General features: G+C 66.8%; 15 protein-coding genes and 3 pseudogenes. 9 read left to right on the forward strand and 9 right to left on the reverse strand.

From position 1 onward, the window contains the following. Positions 1-105 precede the first annotated feature (105 nt). Positions 106-357 (forward strand): annotated as a pseudogene (locus tag ACQPZ2_RS22195) (Tn3 family transposase); the annotation flags it as partial. A gap of 69 nt (positions 358-426) precedes the next feature. Continuing rightward, positions 427-1,890: a multicopper oxidase family protein gene (locus ACQPZ2_RS22200; protein ID WP_433527491.1), complete on the forward strand. Its 1,464-nt coding sequence runs from the start codon at positions 427-429 to the stop codon at positions 1,888-1,890. Between the two features lie 109 nt (positions 1,891-1,999). On the opposite strand, the gene ACQPZ2_RS22205 is transcribed toward ACQPZ2_RS22200, so the two are convergent. Further along, entirely contained in the window at positions 2,000-2,263 is a 264-nt protein-coding gene (locus tag ACQPZ2_RS22205; RefSeq protein WP_433520197.1) for a hypothetical protein, read from the reverse strand. Between the two features lie 120 nt (positions 2,264-2,383). After that, positions 2,384-3,238, reverse strand: a complete 855-nt coding sequence (locus tag ACQPZ2_RS22210) for a universal stress protein (RefSeq protein WP_433520198.1) — start codon at positions 3,236-3,238, stop codon at positions 2,384-2,386. Positions 3,239-3,548: 310 nt separating this feature from the next. Here ACQPZ2_RS22210 and ACQPZ2_RS22215 point away from each other — a divergent pair. Continuing rightward, positions 3,549-3,914: pseudogene (locus tag ACQPZ2_RS22215) on the forward strand (DUF4389 domain-containing protein); the annotation flags it as partial. A 98-nt stretch (positions 3,915-4,012) separates the two neighbouring features. Here ACQPZ2_RS22215 and ACQPZ2_RS22220 read toward each other — a convergent pair. Continuing rightward, on the reverse strand, positions 4,013-4,465 hold the full coding sequence (locus ACQPZ2_RS22220) for a CBS domain-containing protein (RefSeq protein WP_433520199.1): 453 nt from the start codon (positions 4,463-4,465) through the stop codon (positions 4,013-4,015). Positions 4,466-4,706: 241 nt separating this feature from the next. Here ACQPZ2_RS22220 and ACQPZ2_RS22225 point away from each other — a divergent pair, with 241 nt between their 5' ends. Together ACQPZ2_RS22225 and ACQPZ2_RS22230 are read left to right on the forward strand one after the other, a co-directional pair. Then, the gene (locus ACQPZ2_RS22225; protein WP_433520200.1) at positions 4,707-5,474 is read left to right on the forward strand and encodes a sigma 54 modulation/S30EA ribosomal C-terminal domain-containing protein; all 768 of its coding nucleotides are present in this window, start codon (positions 4,707-4,709) and stop codon (positions 5,472-5,474) included. Further along, positions 5,471-5,914, forward strand: coding sequence for a pyridoxamine 5'-phosphate oxidase family protein (locus ACQPZ2_RS22230; protein WP_433520201.1), 444 nt, complete (start codon positions 5,471-5,473; stop codon positions 5,912-5,914). The genes ACQPZ2_RS22225 and ACQPZ2_RS22230 overlap by 4 nt, the downstream gene beginning before the upstream one ends. Positions 5,915-6,039: 125 nt before the next feature. Here ACQPZ2_RS22230 and ACQPZ2_RS22235 read toward each other — a convergent pair whose 3' ends face one another. Beyond that, a complete protein-coding gene (locus ACQPZ2_RS22235; RefSeq protein WP_433520202.1) occupies positions 6,040-6,252 on the reverse strand; it encodes a hypothetical protein in 213 nt (70 codons plus the stop codon). Between the two features lie 78 nt (positions 6,253-6,330). Between ACQPZ2_RS22235 and ACQPZ2_RS22240 the strand changes: the two genes are divergently transcribed. The 4 genes and pseudogenes from ACQPZ2_RS22240 to ACQPZ2_RS22255 all read left to right on the forward strand — a co-directional run. Beyond that, complete coding sequence (locus tag ACQPZ2_RS22240; RefSeq protein ID WP_433520203.1) at positions 6,331-6,531, forward strand: DUF2933 domain-containing protein; 201 nt, start codon at positions 6,331-6,333, stop codon at positions 6,529-6,531. Then, a complete protein-coding gene (locus ACQPZ2_RS22245) occupies positions 6,476-6,955 on the forward strand; it encodes a hypothetical protein (RefSeq protein WP_433520204.1) in 480 nt (159 codons plus the stop codon). The genes ACQPZ2_RS22240 and ACQPZ2_RS22245 overlap by 56 nt, the downstream gene beginning before the upstream one ends. A 320-nt stretch (positions 6,956-7,275) precedes the next feature. Further along, positions 7,276-8,301 (forward strand): 1-phosphofructokinase family hexose kinase, encoded by a 1,026-nt coding sequence (locus tag ACQPZ2_RS22250; RefSeq protein ID WP_433520205.1) that lies wholly within the window; start codon positions 7,276-7,278, stop codon positions 8,299-8,301. A gap of 60 nt (positions 8,302-8,361) precedes the next feature. Beyond that, a pseudogene (locus ACQPZ2_RS22255) lies at positions 8,362-8,796 on the forward strand (Hsp20/alpha crystallin family protein); the annotation flags it as partial. Between the two features lie 374 nt (positions 8,797-9,170). Here the strand turns inward: ACQPZ2_RS22255 and ACQPZ2_RS22260 are convergent. The 5 genes from ACQPZ2_RS22260 to ACQPZ2_RS22280 all read right to left on the reverse strand — a co-directional run bounded on the left by ACQPZ2_RS22260 (position 9,171) and on the right by ACQPZ2_RS22280 (position 15,822). After that, the gene (locus tag ACQPZ2_RS22260; protein WP_433520206.1) at positions 9,171-9,650 is read right to left on the reverse strand and encodes a nitroreductase family deazaflavin-dependent oxidoreductase; all 480 of its coding nucleotides are present in this window, start codon (positions 9,648-9,650) and stop codon (positions 9,171-9,173) included. 455 nt (positions 9,651-10,105) lie between these two features. After that, positions 10,106-12,892 carry a cation-translocating P-type ATPase gene (locus ACQPZ2_RS22265; RefSeq protein ID WP_433520207.1) on the reverse strand — a complete coding sequence of 929 codons (2,787 nt, stop codon included), beginning with the start codon at positions 12,890-12,892 and terminating at the stop codon, positions 10,106-10,108. A 141-nt stretch (positions 12,893-13,033) separates the two neighbouring features. Then, complete coding sequence (prs, locus tag ACQPZ2_RS22270) at positions 13,034-13,663, reverse strand: ribose-phosphate diphosphokinase (protein ID WP_433520208.1); 630 nt, start codon at positions 13,661-13,663, stop codon at positions 13,034-13,036. 134 nt (positions 13,664-13,797) lie between these two features. Then, positions 13,798-15,201 carry a wax ester/triacylglycerol synthase family O-acyltransferase gene (locus ACQPZ2_RS22275; RefSeq protein ID WP_433520209.1) on the reverse strand — a complete coding sequence of 468 codons (1,404 nt, stop codon included), beginning with the start codon at positions 15,199-15,201 and terminating at the stop codon, positions 13,798-13,800. A gap of 21 nt (positions 15,202-15,222) precedes the next feature. After that, the gene (locus tag ACQPZ2_RS22280; protein ID WP_433520210.1) at positions 15,223-15,822 is read right to left on the reverse strand and encodes an Rv1733c family protein; all 600 of its coding nucleotides are present in this window, start codon (positions 15,820-15,822) and stop codon (positions 15,223-15,225) included. Between the last annotated feature and the right edge of the window lie 5 nt (positions 15,823-15,827).

The raw sequence follows: 15,827 nt of genomic DNA on the forward strand, positions 1-15,827 counted from the left end.
CCGTCGAGTGTCGTCCCGCACGCAGCGGCACGATACGGGACTTGCGACCGTTCTCGAAGGTCCATGGTCACCCGCCGACGGGATGATCCGGACGGGCCCTAGTCCCAGACAGAGCAGGCGTGGTGCCTGGACTTGGCTACGAATGCGGTGATCGCCTGGACGACAAGGGAAGATTGACCGTCCAGCAGTTGCGACGGCAGGGCCGCCGCACCGATGACGAGGAGCTGGCCCACATCTCGCCGACACGCAGCGAGAACATCGACGTCTTCGGCGCCAACGAGGTCGACATGAATGCCGAACTCGGCCCCGTTCGGCCTTGTCGGCTACCGGCCGTTACGGGTGCACGACACTCTGTTCTGCCCCGATGGACAACGATATCGTGGTGCGATAGCTGCCTCCGATATCCGGGGAAGGTGTCTGCGGGTGATGCGGGTGAATCGGCGCGAGTTCCTCGGAATGGCCGGCTCGGCGGTGGTTGCCGGTGGTGCGGCTGCCCTGACGGCGGGGTGCGGCCGGTCGCCATCATCCGCGGAAGCCGATTACACACTGCATATCGGGCGGGGGCAAGTGGAGGTGGCGCCGGGGCGGGGGGTGTCGACCAAGCTGTACGACGGGCAGTTCCCGGGCCCGCTGTTGCGGTTTACCGAGGGCACACCGGTGGTAGTGGACGTCCACAACGACACCGGCACACCTGAGCAGTTGCATTGGCACGGGCAGACGGTGCCGGTGGAGGTGGACGGTTCGGCCGAGGAAGGCACCCCGTTCATTCCCGCGCACGGGATGCGGCGATTGTCGTTCACACCGGGCCCATCGGGATTGCGCTTCTATCACACCCATCTAGTCGCCGGCGCGGACTTGAACCTGGGCCAGTACAACGGGCAGGTCGGACCCGTCTACATCGAGCCGAAGCACAATCCCGGCGCCTACGACCAGGAGGTGTTTCTTACCCTCAAGGAGTTCGGGCCGTCGCTGAGCCAGGGTGGGGATATGGATGCCGAATTCTTGGCCGGGGAGCCGGTTGCGGAGTTGCGGGACAACGGTGAGGCGGCGATGGCGGCCTCGCTCGCGTCGGGCAAACCGCACGGCTACGAGGTCGGCTACGACACCTTCACCATCAATGGCCGCATGCTCGGCCACGGCGACCCGATCCGGGTCCGCGAGGGGGAGCGAGTGCTGCTACATGTGGTCAACGGCAGCGCGACCGAGAACCGCAGCCTCGCATTGCCCGGTCACACTTTTACCGTGCTGGCGTTGGACGGCAACCCCGTGCCGAACCCGGCGCGGGTTCCGGTGTTGTGGCTCGGCACCGCCGAGCGGATTTCGGCGGTGGTGGAGATGACCACCCCGGGCGTATGGGTGCTCGGTGACCTCTCCGACGATGATCGCGGCAACGGCATGGGCATCGTCGTCGAATACGCCGGCCGCGCCGGTGACCCGCACTGGGCTCCGCCGCCGCCGTTCACGTGGGACTATCGGCTATTCACCCGATCCGGCGCGACCGCGGCGGCGCCGGACGAACAGATCGAGCTGCTGATCGAGAAACGCAGCGCCGACCGCGACGGGTACAACCTGTGGACCCTCAACGGCACCGCTTTCGACATGAACACCGGCACACCCGCTTTCGACCTGGCTCGGGGCCGCCGGTACCGGTTGCGGTTGCGCAACGCGACCGACGATATTCACCCGATTCATCTGCACCGCAACACCTTCGAGGTCACCCGCATCGCCGGCACACCCGTCGCCGGGTTGCGCAAGGATGTGGTGATGCTGGGTGGCTATCAGGAGATGGACATCGATGTCGTCGCCGATCAGCCCGGATTGTCGCTGCTGCACTGTCATCAGCAGCTGCACATGGACTACGGGTTCATGACATTGCTGCGGACGGCTTGAGCCGTCCTGCCGTGGAGCTGGGCAGGACCGCTGGTCGTCTGGAAGGTGATGCGCGGCAGGAGGTTCCGTCCACCACCTGTCTCGCGCCGTGGTGGGTCTGCCTCCGGTATCACGCCGGGAGCTGTGTCGTTGGTGGGTTCGTTTCGGGTTCGCCGACGCCGAGGCGGGCGTCGACCAGCAGTCCGGTTACTCCGATCGCGGCACAGGCCACGGTGACCGCGATCAAGGCGGGACTGGTGTGCCCGGTAAGGGCGTCAGCTAGCGCGACGACCGCGATCGTGCCGGGCAGGACCTCGGCGATGGTGGCGGCCAGGTAGGGCACGAGCCGGACCGAGGACAGACCAGCGCAGTAGTTGATCAGTGAGAACGGCACCCGGGCCGATCAGGCGCAGCGACCCGACCGCCAGCCAGCCGCGGCGGGCCGTGCGGGATGACTGACGGATTCTGCGGGTGATGGCGATTATCTTGTGGCCCCGCGGTTCGGCTCCCCGGTTCAGCTCCGGCAGACGAGCACCGGGCATGTGGTTCGGTGGAGCAGGTCTCGGCTGGTCGACCCGAACAGCAGCGCTGTGGCGGTGGGGTGACCGTGACTGCCGACGACCAGCAACTGCACATCTCGCGCCATCTCGTTCAACACCGAGCGAGCCGAGCCAGGGACCGGCACCTCGATGACCTCGACATCCGGATACTCCGTGCGCCAGCCTGCCAGTGACTCGGCCAGCAGCGCGCGCTGCTGCTCACCGTGCTCGAGATGGTGGCCCACCGGTTCGATGCGTGAGGGCCAGCAGTGCACGGCGGTCAGGGGCACCTCGAGCGCGGAGGCGATTTCGAAGGCGTGGTCGATGGCCGGAATGCTGAGTTCGGTGCCGTCGATACCGACCGCCACCGGCTTACCGCGCGGAATAGGCTTGCCGTTCGCGCCGCGCCAGACCCCGACCGGGCAGTGCGCGTGCTGTGCGACCTGCATGGTGGTGGGGCCTACCAACCGGTCCCCGTAGGCGGTCCGTGCACCGACCACGACGATGCGGGCGTGCGCGCTCAATGCCACGAGCGCGTCGGCGGGCGGGCCCTCGGGGCGTACCGCATTGACGGTCAGCTCCGGATCGCAGGTGTACACGAGCTGGCGTGCGCGCTCGAGGCTCGCGTGGGCAGCGTCGGCGGACTGTGGCGCATGGATATACTCGGCCAACTGCTGTGCGGACGTGGCTGAACGCTGTTGCGCATAGGTGAGCAACAGCGGTGAGTGCATGGCACCGGCCAGATATGCGGCCCAGCGTGCGGCGTTGAGGGCCGTCGGCGAATCGTCCACGCCGACGACGATCGAGGTGCGATCGGCCCTGGTACTCATCGATCCGCACTCCTTGCCGCGAGATCTTCCGGTTGCGTCACAGCGACTACCAATACATCCCACCCTCGTCCTCGGAGGTCCCTCGCGGTAGGGGCATTGGTGCTCAATGGCGAGGTCATCGGTCAACCGAAGCACGGAGCCGACTACCCCGCCCGGACGGGCGCCCGGGCGGTACCGGCGCTGCCGCAAGCAATCGAGAGGGGTCCAATGCCCCTGAGATGGCGGTCATTTCGGCCCACTGGCGGACTGCCGATTGTCGCGATGCTTAGTGGACGACTGCGTGCGCGTCTTTTGCGATACGCGGATTGCGTTGTGCCCCGGTGAGGAGCCGATCATAAATCCCGAGCATGTCGAACCCGTTTATCCAGTGCGTGTTCGTGGCGATCTCGACGAACCCTTATCGCGCTGGCTGTGGCTGTTGAAATGGATTCTCGCGATACCGCATTACATCGTGCTGTTCTTTTTGTGGATAGCGTTCGTCGTGCTGACCGTGGTCGCCGGGTTCTCCATCCTGTTCACCGGCCGGTTTTCGCGCTCGCTGTTCGACTTCAATGTCGGCGTACTGCGCTGGACGTGGCGCGTACACTTCTACGCCTTCGCGGCACTCGGCACCGATAAATACCCGCCGTTCAGCTTGCAATCCACCGACTATCCCGCGGACCTGCAGATCGACTACCATCGCGCCCCGTTCGTCAGGAGCGCGTCGGCGTAGCAGACGGGAGACGCAGGTAGCGGTCGATTCTCGGCGATTACCGCGTTGTGTCACCGGTGACGCTATTGCGAGCCCTCGGCGGTGGCCGCCGGAAGATGTTGTGCGCATACCGCTTCCACGAATTCACCGACGGTGGACTCGGGAAGACGCCGGGACAGGTCGGCCTCGGTGATGATGCCGACCAGCTTGCCCGCCTCGGTCACCGGAAGTCGTCGGATCTGATGCTGCTCCATCAGAGTAAGCGCGGCGTCGATGTCGGTGCTGGTATCGACGGTGAGCAGGTCGTCGCCCTGGGCCATTTCGCCTGCGGTGGTCTTGCGCGGATTTGCCCCGGCGGCGATGCATTTGACGACGATGTCGCGGTCGGTGACGATGCCGACCGGATGTCCCTCACCGTCGCAGATCGGCAATGCGCCGACATCGAGCTGACGCATTCGCTGCGCCGCGGTCTCCATGGTGTCGCGGACCGTAATGCTCGCGACATCGGGCTGCATGATGGCCTGTGCGGTAGTCATAGCTGGCTCCTTGTCGTATTGGTCGTGCGCTGGTGGCACTCATCATCGACTGGTCGTGACGGGGTAGCGAGGGCCGAAAGTCACTGTGGCCGAGGATTCGACGGTGGTGGCGGCCCGCGCCACGGGTGTGATTGCCCCAACGTCCTCGATTCATGGGACCTTCTGCCCTGTTCGGCGCCGCCGCGTCCGGATCACACTGCCTGGGTTGTGTGTGGCAGGGCTGCGGAGAAGGGGTTGCCGAATGAGTACAACCGAGCTGTGGTCGACCAGGAAATCCGCGGAAGGGGAGTGCACCATCGAAGGTGCGGTAGATCCCGTTCTCATCAACCGTACGATACGGGCGATCGATAGAGCGCTGCGCTGTCAGCATGCCGATGTACCGGCGCGAGTGCGGCTCACCGGCCCGCCGTGCGGGGAAGGGCCGACCCTGGCACAGGCGAATGTAGTGTTCGGGAATGTTCCTGTGCGAGTCCAGGTTCCCGGTCCCGGCGAATTCATCGCCACCTTCCTCGCCGACCGGCTCGACCGCCAGCTCTCGCGGCTCAATGCCGAAGCGGTGCTCAGATATTGGCCCGATCCGGCGCGTCCGCCGTTGGCGGGGCCGACCGACGAAAAGCCGATCGTGCGTCGAAAGCACTGCGCATTGCTGACCGGAACCCCGGACGAGGCGGTACGGGCGATGGATGCGATGGACTATGACGCCTACCTCTACACCGACGCGGAGACCGGCGAGGACGCGATCGTCTACTGGGCTGGCCCGCTGGGGGTTCGCCTGTCCCGACAGCATCGGCAGCAGCCGCCCGAGTCGGCTTCGGCATCGCCGCTCACCATGAATCCGCATCCCACGCCGCGCCTGACCGAGGCTGAGGCCGCGGCCCGGCTGTGCCGGTACGGCCTGCCGTTCCTGTTTTTCACCGATCCGAGCAGTAGACGAGGGCGGTTGCTGTATCGCCGGTACGACGGGGCGTTGGCGATCGTGCTGCCTGCGGCGCAGAGCGCTCGATCGTGACCGGCTTCGCCGTCGACGGCCACTCCGCGCGCGCGATCGTCCAACTCGATCGCGCGGTGGCATTGACCCTGCTCGCGACCGTCCCGATCGGTCGAGTGGTTTTCAGCCGCAACGCATTACCGGCGATCCGCCCGGTCAACCATTTCGTCGAGGAGGACGGCCGCATCATCGTGCGCACGCGCCTCACATCCAGGCTCACCTCTGCGGTGCGCGGCAATTCCGATGTGGTGGTCGCCTACGAGGCCGACGAGATCGACCCGCACCAGCGCACTGGCTGGTCGGTCGTGGTGACCGGGCTCGCGCGCCCGGTCACCGATCCCGAGCGCATCGCCCGTTACGAGAGTTTGCTGCACCCGTGGGTCGACCACGTCATGAATACGGTTATCGAGATCGAGCCGTCGATCGTCACCGGCATCCGGCTCGTCGACAAGGCTGCGTAGTCGCCGCCCTGCCGAACGGTGAAATCCACGGACGGGTGCGCAGTCCGGCTTGGACAACCGCCATCTGACCAGCTTCGGCACCAGGGCATCTCGCTGCGGGTTGAGGCACCCCTGGGATCCAGATGTCACATCATGCCGCCCATCATCGGGCAACCGCCCATCAGAGTGCACATCCAGCGACAGAACATCTGCATGGGGTTCATCTCGTCGATTCCTTTCTGCGGGACCGAGTCCGGTGCGAGCACGGCCAATGGTGTTGTGATGGAGTCGATCCTGCGATACCGGCATCGGCAGCGGTAGGGACCTTCGATGGTCGAGTGCAGGCCCTTCGGAGCCATTTCGTGCGCCCTCCTCCCGTTCCAGCCACTGGTGCGAGAGCGGAGAGTCGAGCTATTCCGAGAGACAGGGCGATCCCCGTGCACAGTCGGCATCTTCGGTGGTACGCACTCGCATTGGCCGTGGTGATCGTCGGCCTCGCCGTGGTCGGAGTTCCGATGGTGGCGTTGGTGCTGCTGTCGTGTCCGCTGGTGGTGATGCTGATGACGGATGGTCAGGATCAGCGTGGCGGCATCAAGCCGCCCGATCCGAGTTCCCGGCACAACCGCGGTTCGATCTGAGCGATGGGTCAAGACCGGCCGCCTGCCGCTGCTGATCTCGGGATCGGTCGGCCTGCTGCTCGGCGGTGCTGTTCGCGGTCGGTGGCCGCTCGGCGGGAGCCTCGGTTTCGCGCTGCCCGCGCTGGTCTCGGCGACGCTGCCCGATGTGACGGCGGCGCTGCCGATCGCCGGTGCCATCGCCGGGACCGTGCTCGGCGGTTTCCAGGCCGTGGCATTGCGCTCGCTGTTGACCAGGCTCGGAATGCGCGGCTGGGTGCTGGCCACCGCCGCTGGCACGGCACTCGCCTGCGTGGCGGTGTCGGTCTCCTGCGCGCCGGCCGCAGCGAGCGCTCGGCGCGAAGACCATCGGGTCCGACAACCTGTGCCGTGGCCGCGGTGGGCTCTCACGGACAACCCAATCCCGGGACCAACGTCCCTGGGATAGGGGGCATCCCGGCTCTGTCGACGACGCTGCCACCCCGGGCACAGTTGGAGTCGGAGCCGGTCACCGATTCCCGGGCAGAAGCGAGGCGGCATGGACGGCCAACCGCGAGATCGGATCACGGCGCGGGCGAGTCCACTCGCCGGTGCCGTGCAGGCGGCGGACGAACCGCGTATGGCGATCGACGACCACGCCGTGATTCGACGGACGGATATGCGCGCCGTCGCCGCTGACACGCACCTGCCCACGGCCACGGTGGCCGGCTCCGCCACGTTCTACGCGGATCCGACACGTCGAGCCACTCCGATTACGAAGGGAACCCTGTGCCAGCGATATTGACCGTCACGCTGAATCCGACCGTAGACCTGGCCTTGGAGGCGGATCGGCTGATCAGCGAGGGCAAGAACCGCGCTCGGCTGTGCTCGGTGCAGGGCGGTGGCGGCGGTATCAATGTGGCGCGGTGTGTCGCCCGACTCGGTGGTACTGCTCTGGCGCTGCACACCTGCGGGCGAGAGGTCGGCGCACGGCTCGATCGGCTGCTCGACGAAGAGGGGATGGCGCACCGGCGCATCGTGGTGGATGCCGAAACCAGGGAGTCCTTCGTGGTCGGCGAGGCACAGACCGGCCACAGCTTCCACATCGTGCCCGCGGGCACCCCCCTGACGGCGGCCGAGACCGGACGCTGCATGGACGCTATTCTCGATGCGGCACAGCACTTTTCATATTTGGCCTTTTCCGGCAGTGTGCCGCCCGGACTGCCCGAGGACTTCTGTGCCGAGGTAGTACGCCGGCTGCGGCCGTACGGCACCCGGATCGTGTTGGATATCGCGGGCGCGCAACTGCAGGCGGTACTGCGAGAACGTGTATTTTTGATCCGGCTGGATCGGCAGGAGGCGGCCGCACTGGTGGGCAGGCCGATCGACGGGTTCCCGGCGGCCCGTGCCGCCAACGATCACCTGCTCGGCCTCGGCGCGGCCGACCACGCCGTCACCACCGTCGGCGCGCTCGGCGCGGTCTATTCCGATCACGAAGCGCACCACCAGCTTTCGGCGCCACCACCACCGCTGCCGCCGCGCAGCGACGCCTGCGCGGGCGACAGCCTGATCGGCGCGCTGACCTATCGGCTAACCGAAGGGGATTCGTGTCTGCGTGCCTGCGAATACGGCGTGGCTGCCGCTGCCGCCACGGTGTTGCTGCCGGGTACCGAGGTGTTCCAGCGCTCGACCGTCGACGCGCTCGTCGCCGAGGTCCGCACCCAGACGGTGATGCGTGAGATCGCCACGCCACCTGTCTTTGCGCCCGGGCAGCGACGACAAACGGCCCGTGCCGATGGGGACCGGGGTCCCTAGTCCGGCGCATCGGGTGGTGGTCGAATCGAAAGTGTCAGTCTCCCAACGAAAATGGAGCTAATCAGGAGTATGCTTCCGGTACATCGCCGCACGCACTCGCTGTTTCCCGAACTGACCGACTGGCTGGCCGGTTTCCCGACCATCGAGAACGTACGCCCGTTCGTGGAGGGCCGTCTGCTGCGCGTCGAGGACGAGATCGCCGACGGCAAATACCTGGTGCGCGCCGAAATGCCGGGCCTGGATCCGGATAAGGACGTCACCGTCACGGTCCGCGACGGCGTACTCACCATCAAGGCCGAGCGCAGTGAACGGCAGGAGACCACGGGACGTTCGGAGTTCAGCTATGGCTCGTTCGTCCGCTCGGTCGCACTCCCCGCGGGTGCCGAGGAAGACGATATCGCCGCGTCCTACGACAAGGGCATACTCACCATTTCGGTGCCCGTCGCCGAGGTCGCGGTGCCCGCCGAAAAACACATAGCGATCAAATCGTCCCAGCGACAACCGGATCCGGGGTGGTCGCTCGACGGCTGCCCCGGATCTGCCCGATCCATCCGCACCGGAGAGGCGCGAAATCCATGCCCAACAGCAACAATCCGAGCACCACCGACCCGCACAGGGTGGCCTCGGCAATGGTGGTCGTCGGCGTCGACGGCACCGAGGGCGCGGACCTCGCGGTGCGCTGGGCCGCCGAAACCGCGGCGCGGCGCGAACGCGGGCAGCGCTGACCGCCGCCAACTCTTTGCCACCCCTGAGCAGAGCGCCCGCGCGCTGGCCGTTCGCCCTCAGCAAAATGGCCGACGGGTGGATCTGCTCCTTCGAGACTCGCAGTGCGGTTGCAGAGGCCCGAAAAGAGTCGACTGGCTCGCAGGTCAGTGGCGCGCGGGCTCGGATTCGACACGGAACACCGGATAGTCCGAGGCAATCCGCTCGTAATCGGCCACCGGCGCGTCCTGGGTGACCGGAATGTGGGGACGGGCCCCGGGTGCGACCCGCAGGTAGTTCCGCAGGATCGGCGCACGCCGATCGGGCTCTACCTCGGTGAGACGCACGAGCTCACGGACTCCGTGGCGCAACTCGGCATGTCCGTCGGCGGCGGTAAGGTTGCGCACCCAGTTCACGTTCTTCCCGAGCATGGACACCACGTAGCGTTCTCCGTCGAAGTCCGTCAGCACAATCGGGAACCAGACCAGCTGCCCGCTGCGCCGCCCACGGATACCGAGTGAGGCAACCCGCCGAGGTGCGATACCTGCCGCGAAAACCCATGCCGACAAACGATTCTGCCATCGAGCGAATAGATTCGGCCGACCCCCGCGATACAGCCACCGCAAATAATTGCCATAACCGCGCATGACGCACTCCTCGGGTGTCGCGATATCGGTACACCCTCAACCTGCCCCATTCGACAAATGCCGTCCAGGGCTGAAAGGCCTTGTCCACGAGGGTCTTCCGGCACCACGACCCGCCACAGTAGTCACTGCCGAACGCGGGGGAATGTCCTCGCGAAAAGCACTTGTAGATTGTGTCAGCCAGCAGGAGCGCAGGGACCGCTAACAGTGTGACGAGCGCGCCGGCGGCGGTCCGGTCGAGAAGGTGGGTGATCGGTGGGCGGTAGAGGAACGCGGCGAGCATGGCGACTTCGGCGAGATGTGGGGCAGGAAGTCCGCCCAGACGTTTCATCGAGCGCCTGGCCGCCCTGCACAGTGCGTGTGGCTGCCGGTGGGCGCAGGAGTGGCTCGCCGAGGATGCGTTGTCGCGGTTGAAGACTCGGTCGGTGCTGCTGCGGTGCCACTCCCGCCTTGTGTGGCTATGCGCCGACGGCAGTGTGGTTGGGTCGGTTCTTGTTTCGCAGCAGCCATCGGCGCAGTTCGTCGGCGCCCCAGACGATGATCGGATAGGGGGCGGTGAAGGCGAGCATGCCGGGGGTGAGGGAGGCGGTACCGAGGGCGGTTTGCAGGAGCGGCAGGTAGATGATGGCGGCGGTAAGGGCGAGTTCGAAAGCGATGCCCCACAGCAGCAGGGGGTTGGAGAGGACGCCGATCGAGCGGAGGGATGCGTGTTCGGTGCGGGCGGCGAAGGCGGTACCGATCTGTCCCATGACCAAACCGAGGAAGGTCATGGTGGTGGCCTGCTGGTAGGCGTGGTGTAGTGGTTGTCCGGAGCCGGTGGCGTCGCCGGGATGCCATCCTGCCCGCATGAGCACGTAGAAGAATCCGGCCATTGCCAGTGCCGCGCAGATGACGCCGAGGAACAGCCAGGCGCGGAGCAGCATGGGGGTGCGGATAACCGGTTCGTTGCGGGATCGAGGTGGTTTGCGCATGATGCCGGGTTCGGCGGGTTCGCGGCCGAGCGCGAGGGCGGGCAGGGTTTCGGTGCCGACGTCGATGGCGAGCAGTTGCAGCACGGTCAGCGGCAGTGGGACGGCGCCGCCGGTGAGCGCGAACACCAGGAACGGCGTGATTTCGGGGGTGGCGTGGGCGAAGATGTAGAAGATGAATTTGCGGATGTTGTCGTAGACGCGGCGCCCGGCCTGCACGGCGGCGGTGATGGTGGCGAAGTTGTCGTCGGTGAGCACCATGGTCGAGGCTTCCCGCGCGACGTCGGTGCCGGAGCGGCCCATGGCGATGCCGATATCGGCGCGTCGCAACGCGGGAGCGTCGTTGACGCCGTCGCCGGTCATCGCCACGACGTGCCCGGTGTCGCGCAGGGCGTCGGCAATGCGGAGTTTCGCTTCTGGTGCGGAGCGGGCGAAGATCAGCTCGGCGTCGCTGTCGAGAAGCTTGTCGAGGTCGAACTCGCTCATCCGGTCCAGCTCTGCACCGGTCACGACGACGGGCTGACCGCGGGTGATGCCGACCTGGGCAGCCACGGCAGCTGCGGTGAGGCCGTGGTCGCCGGTGATGACGATGATGCGGATGCCAGCGGTGTGGCAGGCAGCGACAGCGTCGGCGACCTCCCGCCGCGGCGGGTCGGCCATCGCCACCAGCCCGAGCAGAGTCATGTCCCGCTCGGCCTGCTCGCTGTTCTGCGGTAGCGGTGTGCCTGGTTCGATGCCGAGGTCGGCGACGGCGAGTACACGCAAGCCTCGACGGGCCAGACCATCGACCTGTTGGCCCAGCATGTGCCGACGCGCTGGGGTGAGCGGTTGCTGGTCGGCATACGGCCCGAGTTCAGTGGCACACAGTGGCAGCATCGTTTCCGGGGCGCCTTTGGCGTGAACCCACAGGCGGCCGGTGTCGTCCTGGTCGAGGGTGGACATGCGCTTGCGGCCCGGATCGAAGTGGAACTGCTGACGCCGCTGCCGCTGCCGCACGTCCGGATCCAACTGGGCACCGAGTGCTGCCGCGGCATCGATCAGCGCGATCTCGGTCGGATCACCGGCCGCGGCTTGCCCGGCGGCGGTGCTGTGGGCGTTGTTGCAGGCGGTCATCGCGGCGGCCAAGCGAGCAAGGGTTACGTCCACGGACGGCGGCAGAGTCGCGGTCATATCGTGGGTTCCGGTAGCGGTGCGGACCAGGGTTGCCCGCATCGTGTTCTCGGTGAGCGTGCCGGTCTTGTCGGTGCAGATCACGTCGGTGGAACCGAGGGTTTCCACCGCGCTGAGCCGTTTCACGACCGCGCCGCGACGCGCCAGGTCACGCACCCCGATCGCCAGCGCCAACGTGATCACCGGCAACAATCCCTCGGGTACATTTCCGACCAGCAAGCCGACAGCGAAGACGACCGCGTTGAGGAACGACAGTCCCGCGGCCAGGGTCGCCACCGGGATGAACGCCGCGCCGAGCAGCACCGACACCCCGGCGATCAGCCAGGCCACCCGCCGCACCTGGTGCTCGAGGGGACTCTCCTCACGCTCCACTCGCTCCGACAGTGCCGCGATGCGGCCCAGCTCGGTGTGCATGCCGGTGCCGTAGACGACCGCGCGGGCTTCGCCCTCGGTGCAGGTCGTGCCGCTGAACACCAGATCCCGGGCCTGCAGCAGCGAGACATCGGTGTCGACCAGCTCGGCTGCACGAAATTCCGGCATCGATTCCCCGGTCAGCGCGGACAAATCCACCTCGATACCGCCGTCGAGCAGGCGGGCATCCGCCGAGATCCGGTCGCCTTCGCTGACCACGAGCACGTCGCCGGGCACCAGCTGAGTGGCCGCGATGTCGCCGACGGTCCCGTCCCGCAGCACCGTTGCCCGCATCGGCAAATACGCGGCCAGCGCCTCTACCGCCTTCTCGGCGTGTTGTTCCTGCACGAACGCGAACGCGGCGTTGATCACGATCACCACCACGATCGCGATCGCCACCGGCACGATGCCCACCGCCCACGCCAACCCCGCCGCGGCCCACAGCAACAGCGCCAGCGGATGGGTGAACTGCCGCGCCAGCTCCCGCGGCCATCTCCGGCCACGTCGTCGTTGCAGCAGGTTCGGTCCGACGTGGATCAACCGCCGCTGGGCTTCCCGGGCAGTCAACCCCGACCGGGAACTGCGCAGATCACGCAACAGCAGATCCACCCGCTCGGTCGGATCCAACCGAACACCCGGCTCGACCTCTACACCGCCGCTGGTGGCGCCGTCGTCGTTACCAACATTTTCCGGCACGGCACACCCCACTGTCGTCGCAACCAGCTTCGGCCGTCCTGTCGGAGCGACCCGATGGTCTGTCCGCCGCCGTTTGCCCTCGGATCCGAGGCCCACCGAGATCGTGGTCATACCAGCGCATAACGGCTCCTTCGGTCGATCTCATGTATGGGCGAGCAACTCCCGCAGCGGCTGGTTGTGGTGCATTCGGGCGATCGCGTCGGCCAACAGCGCTGCGACCGAGCGCACTTCGAACGGTGCGGCCGAATCGTGTTGTGCGACAGTGTCGGTGACGATGACGCGGCGCAGCGGTAGTGCGCGTAGCCAGGTCGCGGCCGGGGGCACCAGCGGCACCGCGGTCAATATTTCGACGGGCACTGGCGATATCGCCTCCAACGCCTCGGTATGTGGGTCGACGACGACCAGCCGATCCGCGCCCGCCCGCGCGATGGCTTCCACCACCACTCGCAGGCCGAGCGCCTGACCCGACCGGGTACGCCGATCCTGGCGCGCATAGCCGAAATACGGGGCCACGGCGGTCACCCGTTCGGCGCGTTCCGGCCGACACGCATCGAGTAGCCGCAACAACTCGACGAGGTGGTCGTTGACTGGTGGGGCCGTCGGTTGTCCGACGTGGACATCGCTGCCGCAGACATGGTCGACGACCGGGCAGATCTCACCGTCGGGAAATCGTTCCAGCACACATTCGAGGGAGTCCACGTCCAACCGATCGGCGACCGCGGCGGCCAACTCCGGGTTGGCACTTCCGGACACGATACGCAGTGCGGTCATGTCTTCAGCTTCCGACGCGTGGGTGGGGAATATCAGATCCGGTCGTCGCCTGCTGGAGAGCCGTTGGTCCCCGCATACGACCCGACGCACGTGCTGGGCCACAGTCCCTGGTGTGTTGCATTCGCGAGCAATGATCAGCCACGGGTGGATACATCTCGGTCGCTGCACATCGCAAGCGGGAAGGTTCCGTTCCGGCGCATCGAGTGAGCATGGGCCACCAGCTCGGCAATCCCTTCCCGGATCCCGTCGGCTATCACGTCGATATCGGGTGTGGTGTCGTAGTCGCCGGTGATGCCGAAGGCCAAGTGGTCGCCGTAGCTGAGGATGGCGATAGCGGTGCGCAGCCGCATCGCTATCGGCACGCATGGCAGCAGCTCCAGCACCTTTGCACCGTGCACGGTCAGTTCGCGCCGCGGGCCTGCGACGTTGGTCGCGAGCGCGCCGACGCCGCGCTGCGGGAAATGCGCCGCCAGCCGGACGGTCCACGCGACCGGGGCGAACGGGAGCCGCCCGGCCATCGACAGCAGCGAGTTTTCGGCCTGGGCCGCGCCGCTGGACTTGTGTGTGGTCATCCGGTCATGGATTCGGCCGAGTCGTTCGACCGGGTCGGCGATATCGATCGGCAGGTGCGGCAGCATCGCCGAAACTCGGTTGTCGAGTACGTATTTCGCGTCCGTCGGACGCATCGATACCGGTACCAGTATGCGCAGCTTATCGCCGGTGGGTTCCTCGCCCCGGCGCAAGAGCAGACTGCGGTAGGCCGCGGCGACCGCGGCGAGCACGATGTCGTTGACGGTTACACCGAATGCCGAGCCGACCTCGCGTACGTCGGACAGCGACGTGCGCACGGCGACATAGCGGCGCTGGAGCCCGATGGGGCCGTTGAGCGAGGAACCGGCGGCCGGGGTGATGGTCGCCAGCACGACCGGTGCGAGGCTGCGCAGCGTGCTGACCACGAAGCGCGGCGCCGCCAGCGGCATGCGCAAGCCCTTGACCGCCAACCCGAACCAATCTGCCGCAGTGCGGGTTTCGTGATTCTGCGGTGGCTTGCGGGTCGGTCCGTCCTCGGGGCTCAGATCGCAGAAGCTCTCGAGCAGCGAGATCCCCGAGACGCCGTCGACGAGACTGTGGTGTGCCCGCACAATCAGCGCCCAGCGGTCGTCGGCCAGATGCTCGACCACAGTGCACTGCCACAGCGGGTGGTCCCGGTCGAGCCGCTCCGCGAGTTCGGTCGCGATCAGCTCGAACAACGTCTGCTCATCGCCCGGCTCGGGCAGCGCGGCCCACCGGATATGACGCGCCACCTCGAAATTCGGATCGTCCTCCCACACCGGTGCAACGAGATCCAGCGGCGCGCGCCGGACCCGCTGCCGTAGGCGGGTGTTGTGCGCGAGCCGCTCAGCCAGCGCCTCGGTGAATTCGGCTCGCTTCGGCGCCACACCGGAAATGATCGCGACCGCACCGATGCCGAGACTGATGTGCCGGTCGGAATCCTCTAGTTCGATGAATCCCGAATCCAGTGGACGTAATTCGGTCATGATGGGCACCTATCTCGGTCGTCACGAATCCTGTCCGACCGGGCGGCTCATCCCGCGCCACTCCCGGTCCAGCGCCGCGTAGCGGCCCGCACGCAGCAGCCCGCCGGTCCCGTAGCCCAGGAGCACTGCGCAACTCCAGACGGTGACGAGAATCGTCAGGCCGATGCCGATACCGCTGCTGGCCGCATTGATGGCACGAACTGGTGGTGTGGTGACATTGCCACCGCGGTCGAGCCACACCCGCACCTCATCGCCCGTTGCGGACTTGTCGGGAACCTCGGTGGTCGTCGTCCCGGAGCGGCCGTTCTGATCCCAACGCACGGTCGCGTCGAACCGTTCGGTAGTCGACCCATAGGCGTCCACCGTCACGATCCGCTCCGGTTTCGTCGTGATCGTCGCGGGCACAGCGACTTTCGTGGCATTCTCGACCCGGATCCGGCTCGCGGCCGCGGTGTAACCTGCGGTGCCGGCCGCACCCGCGACCGGCACCGCGACGAGCATGACAATGATCGCGAACAGCCACACCAGCGCCTCCACCCGATCCGATGCCCGCATCAGCGAACTGGTGCGCCACGGCCGCCGCCGCCACAAACGGGTCGACACGGACGGGTACTCCGACATAGCGA

Source organism: Nocardia pseudovaccinii (assembly GCF_050942345.1).
Taxonomy (GTDB): Bacteria; Actinomycetota; Actinomycetes; order Mycobacteriales; family Mycobacteriaceae; genus Nocardia; species Nocardia pseudovaccinii.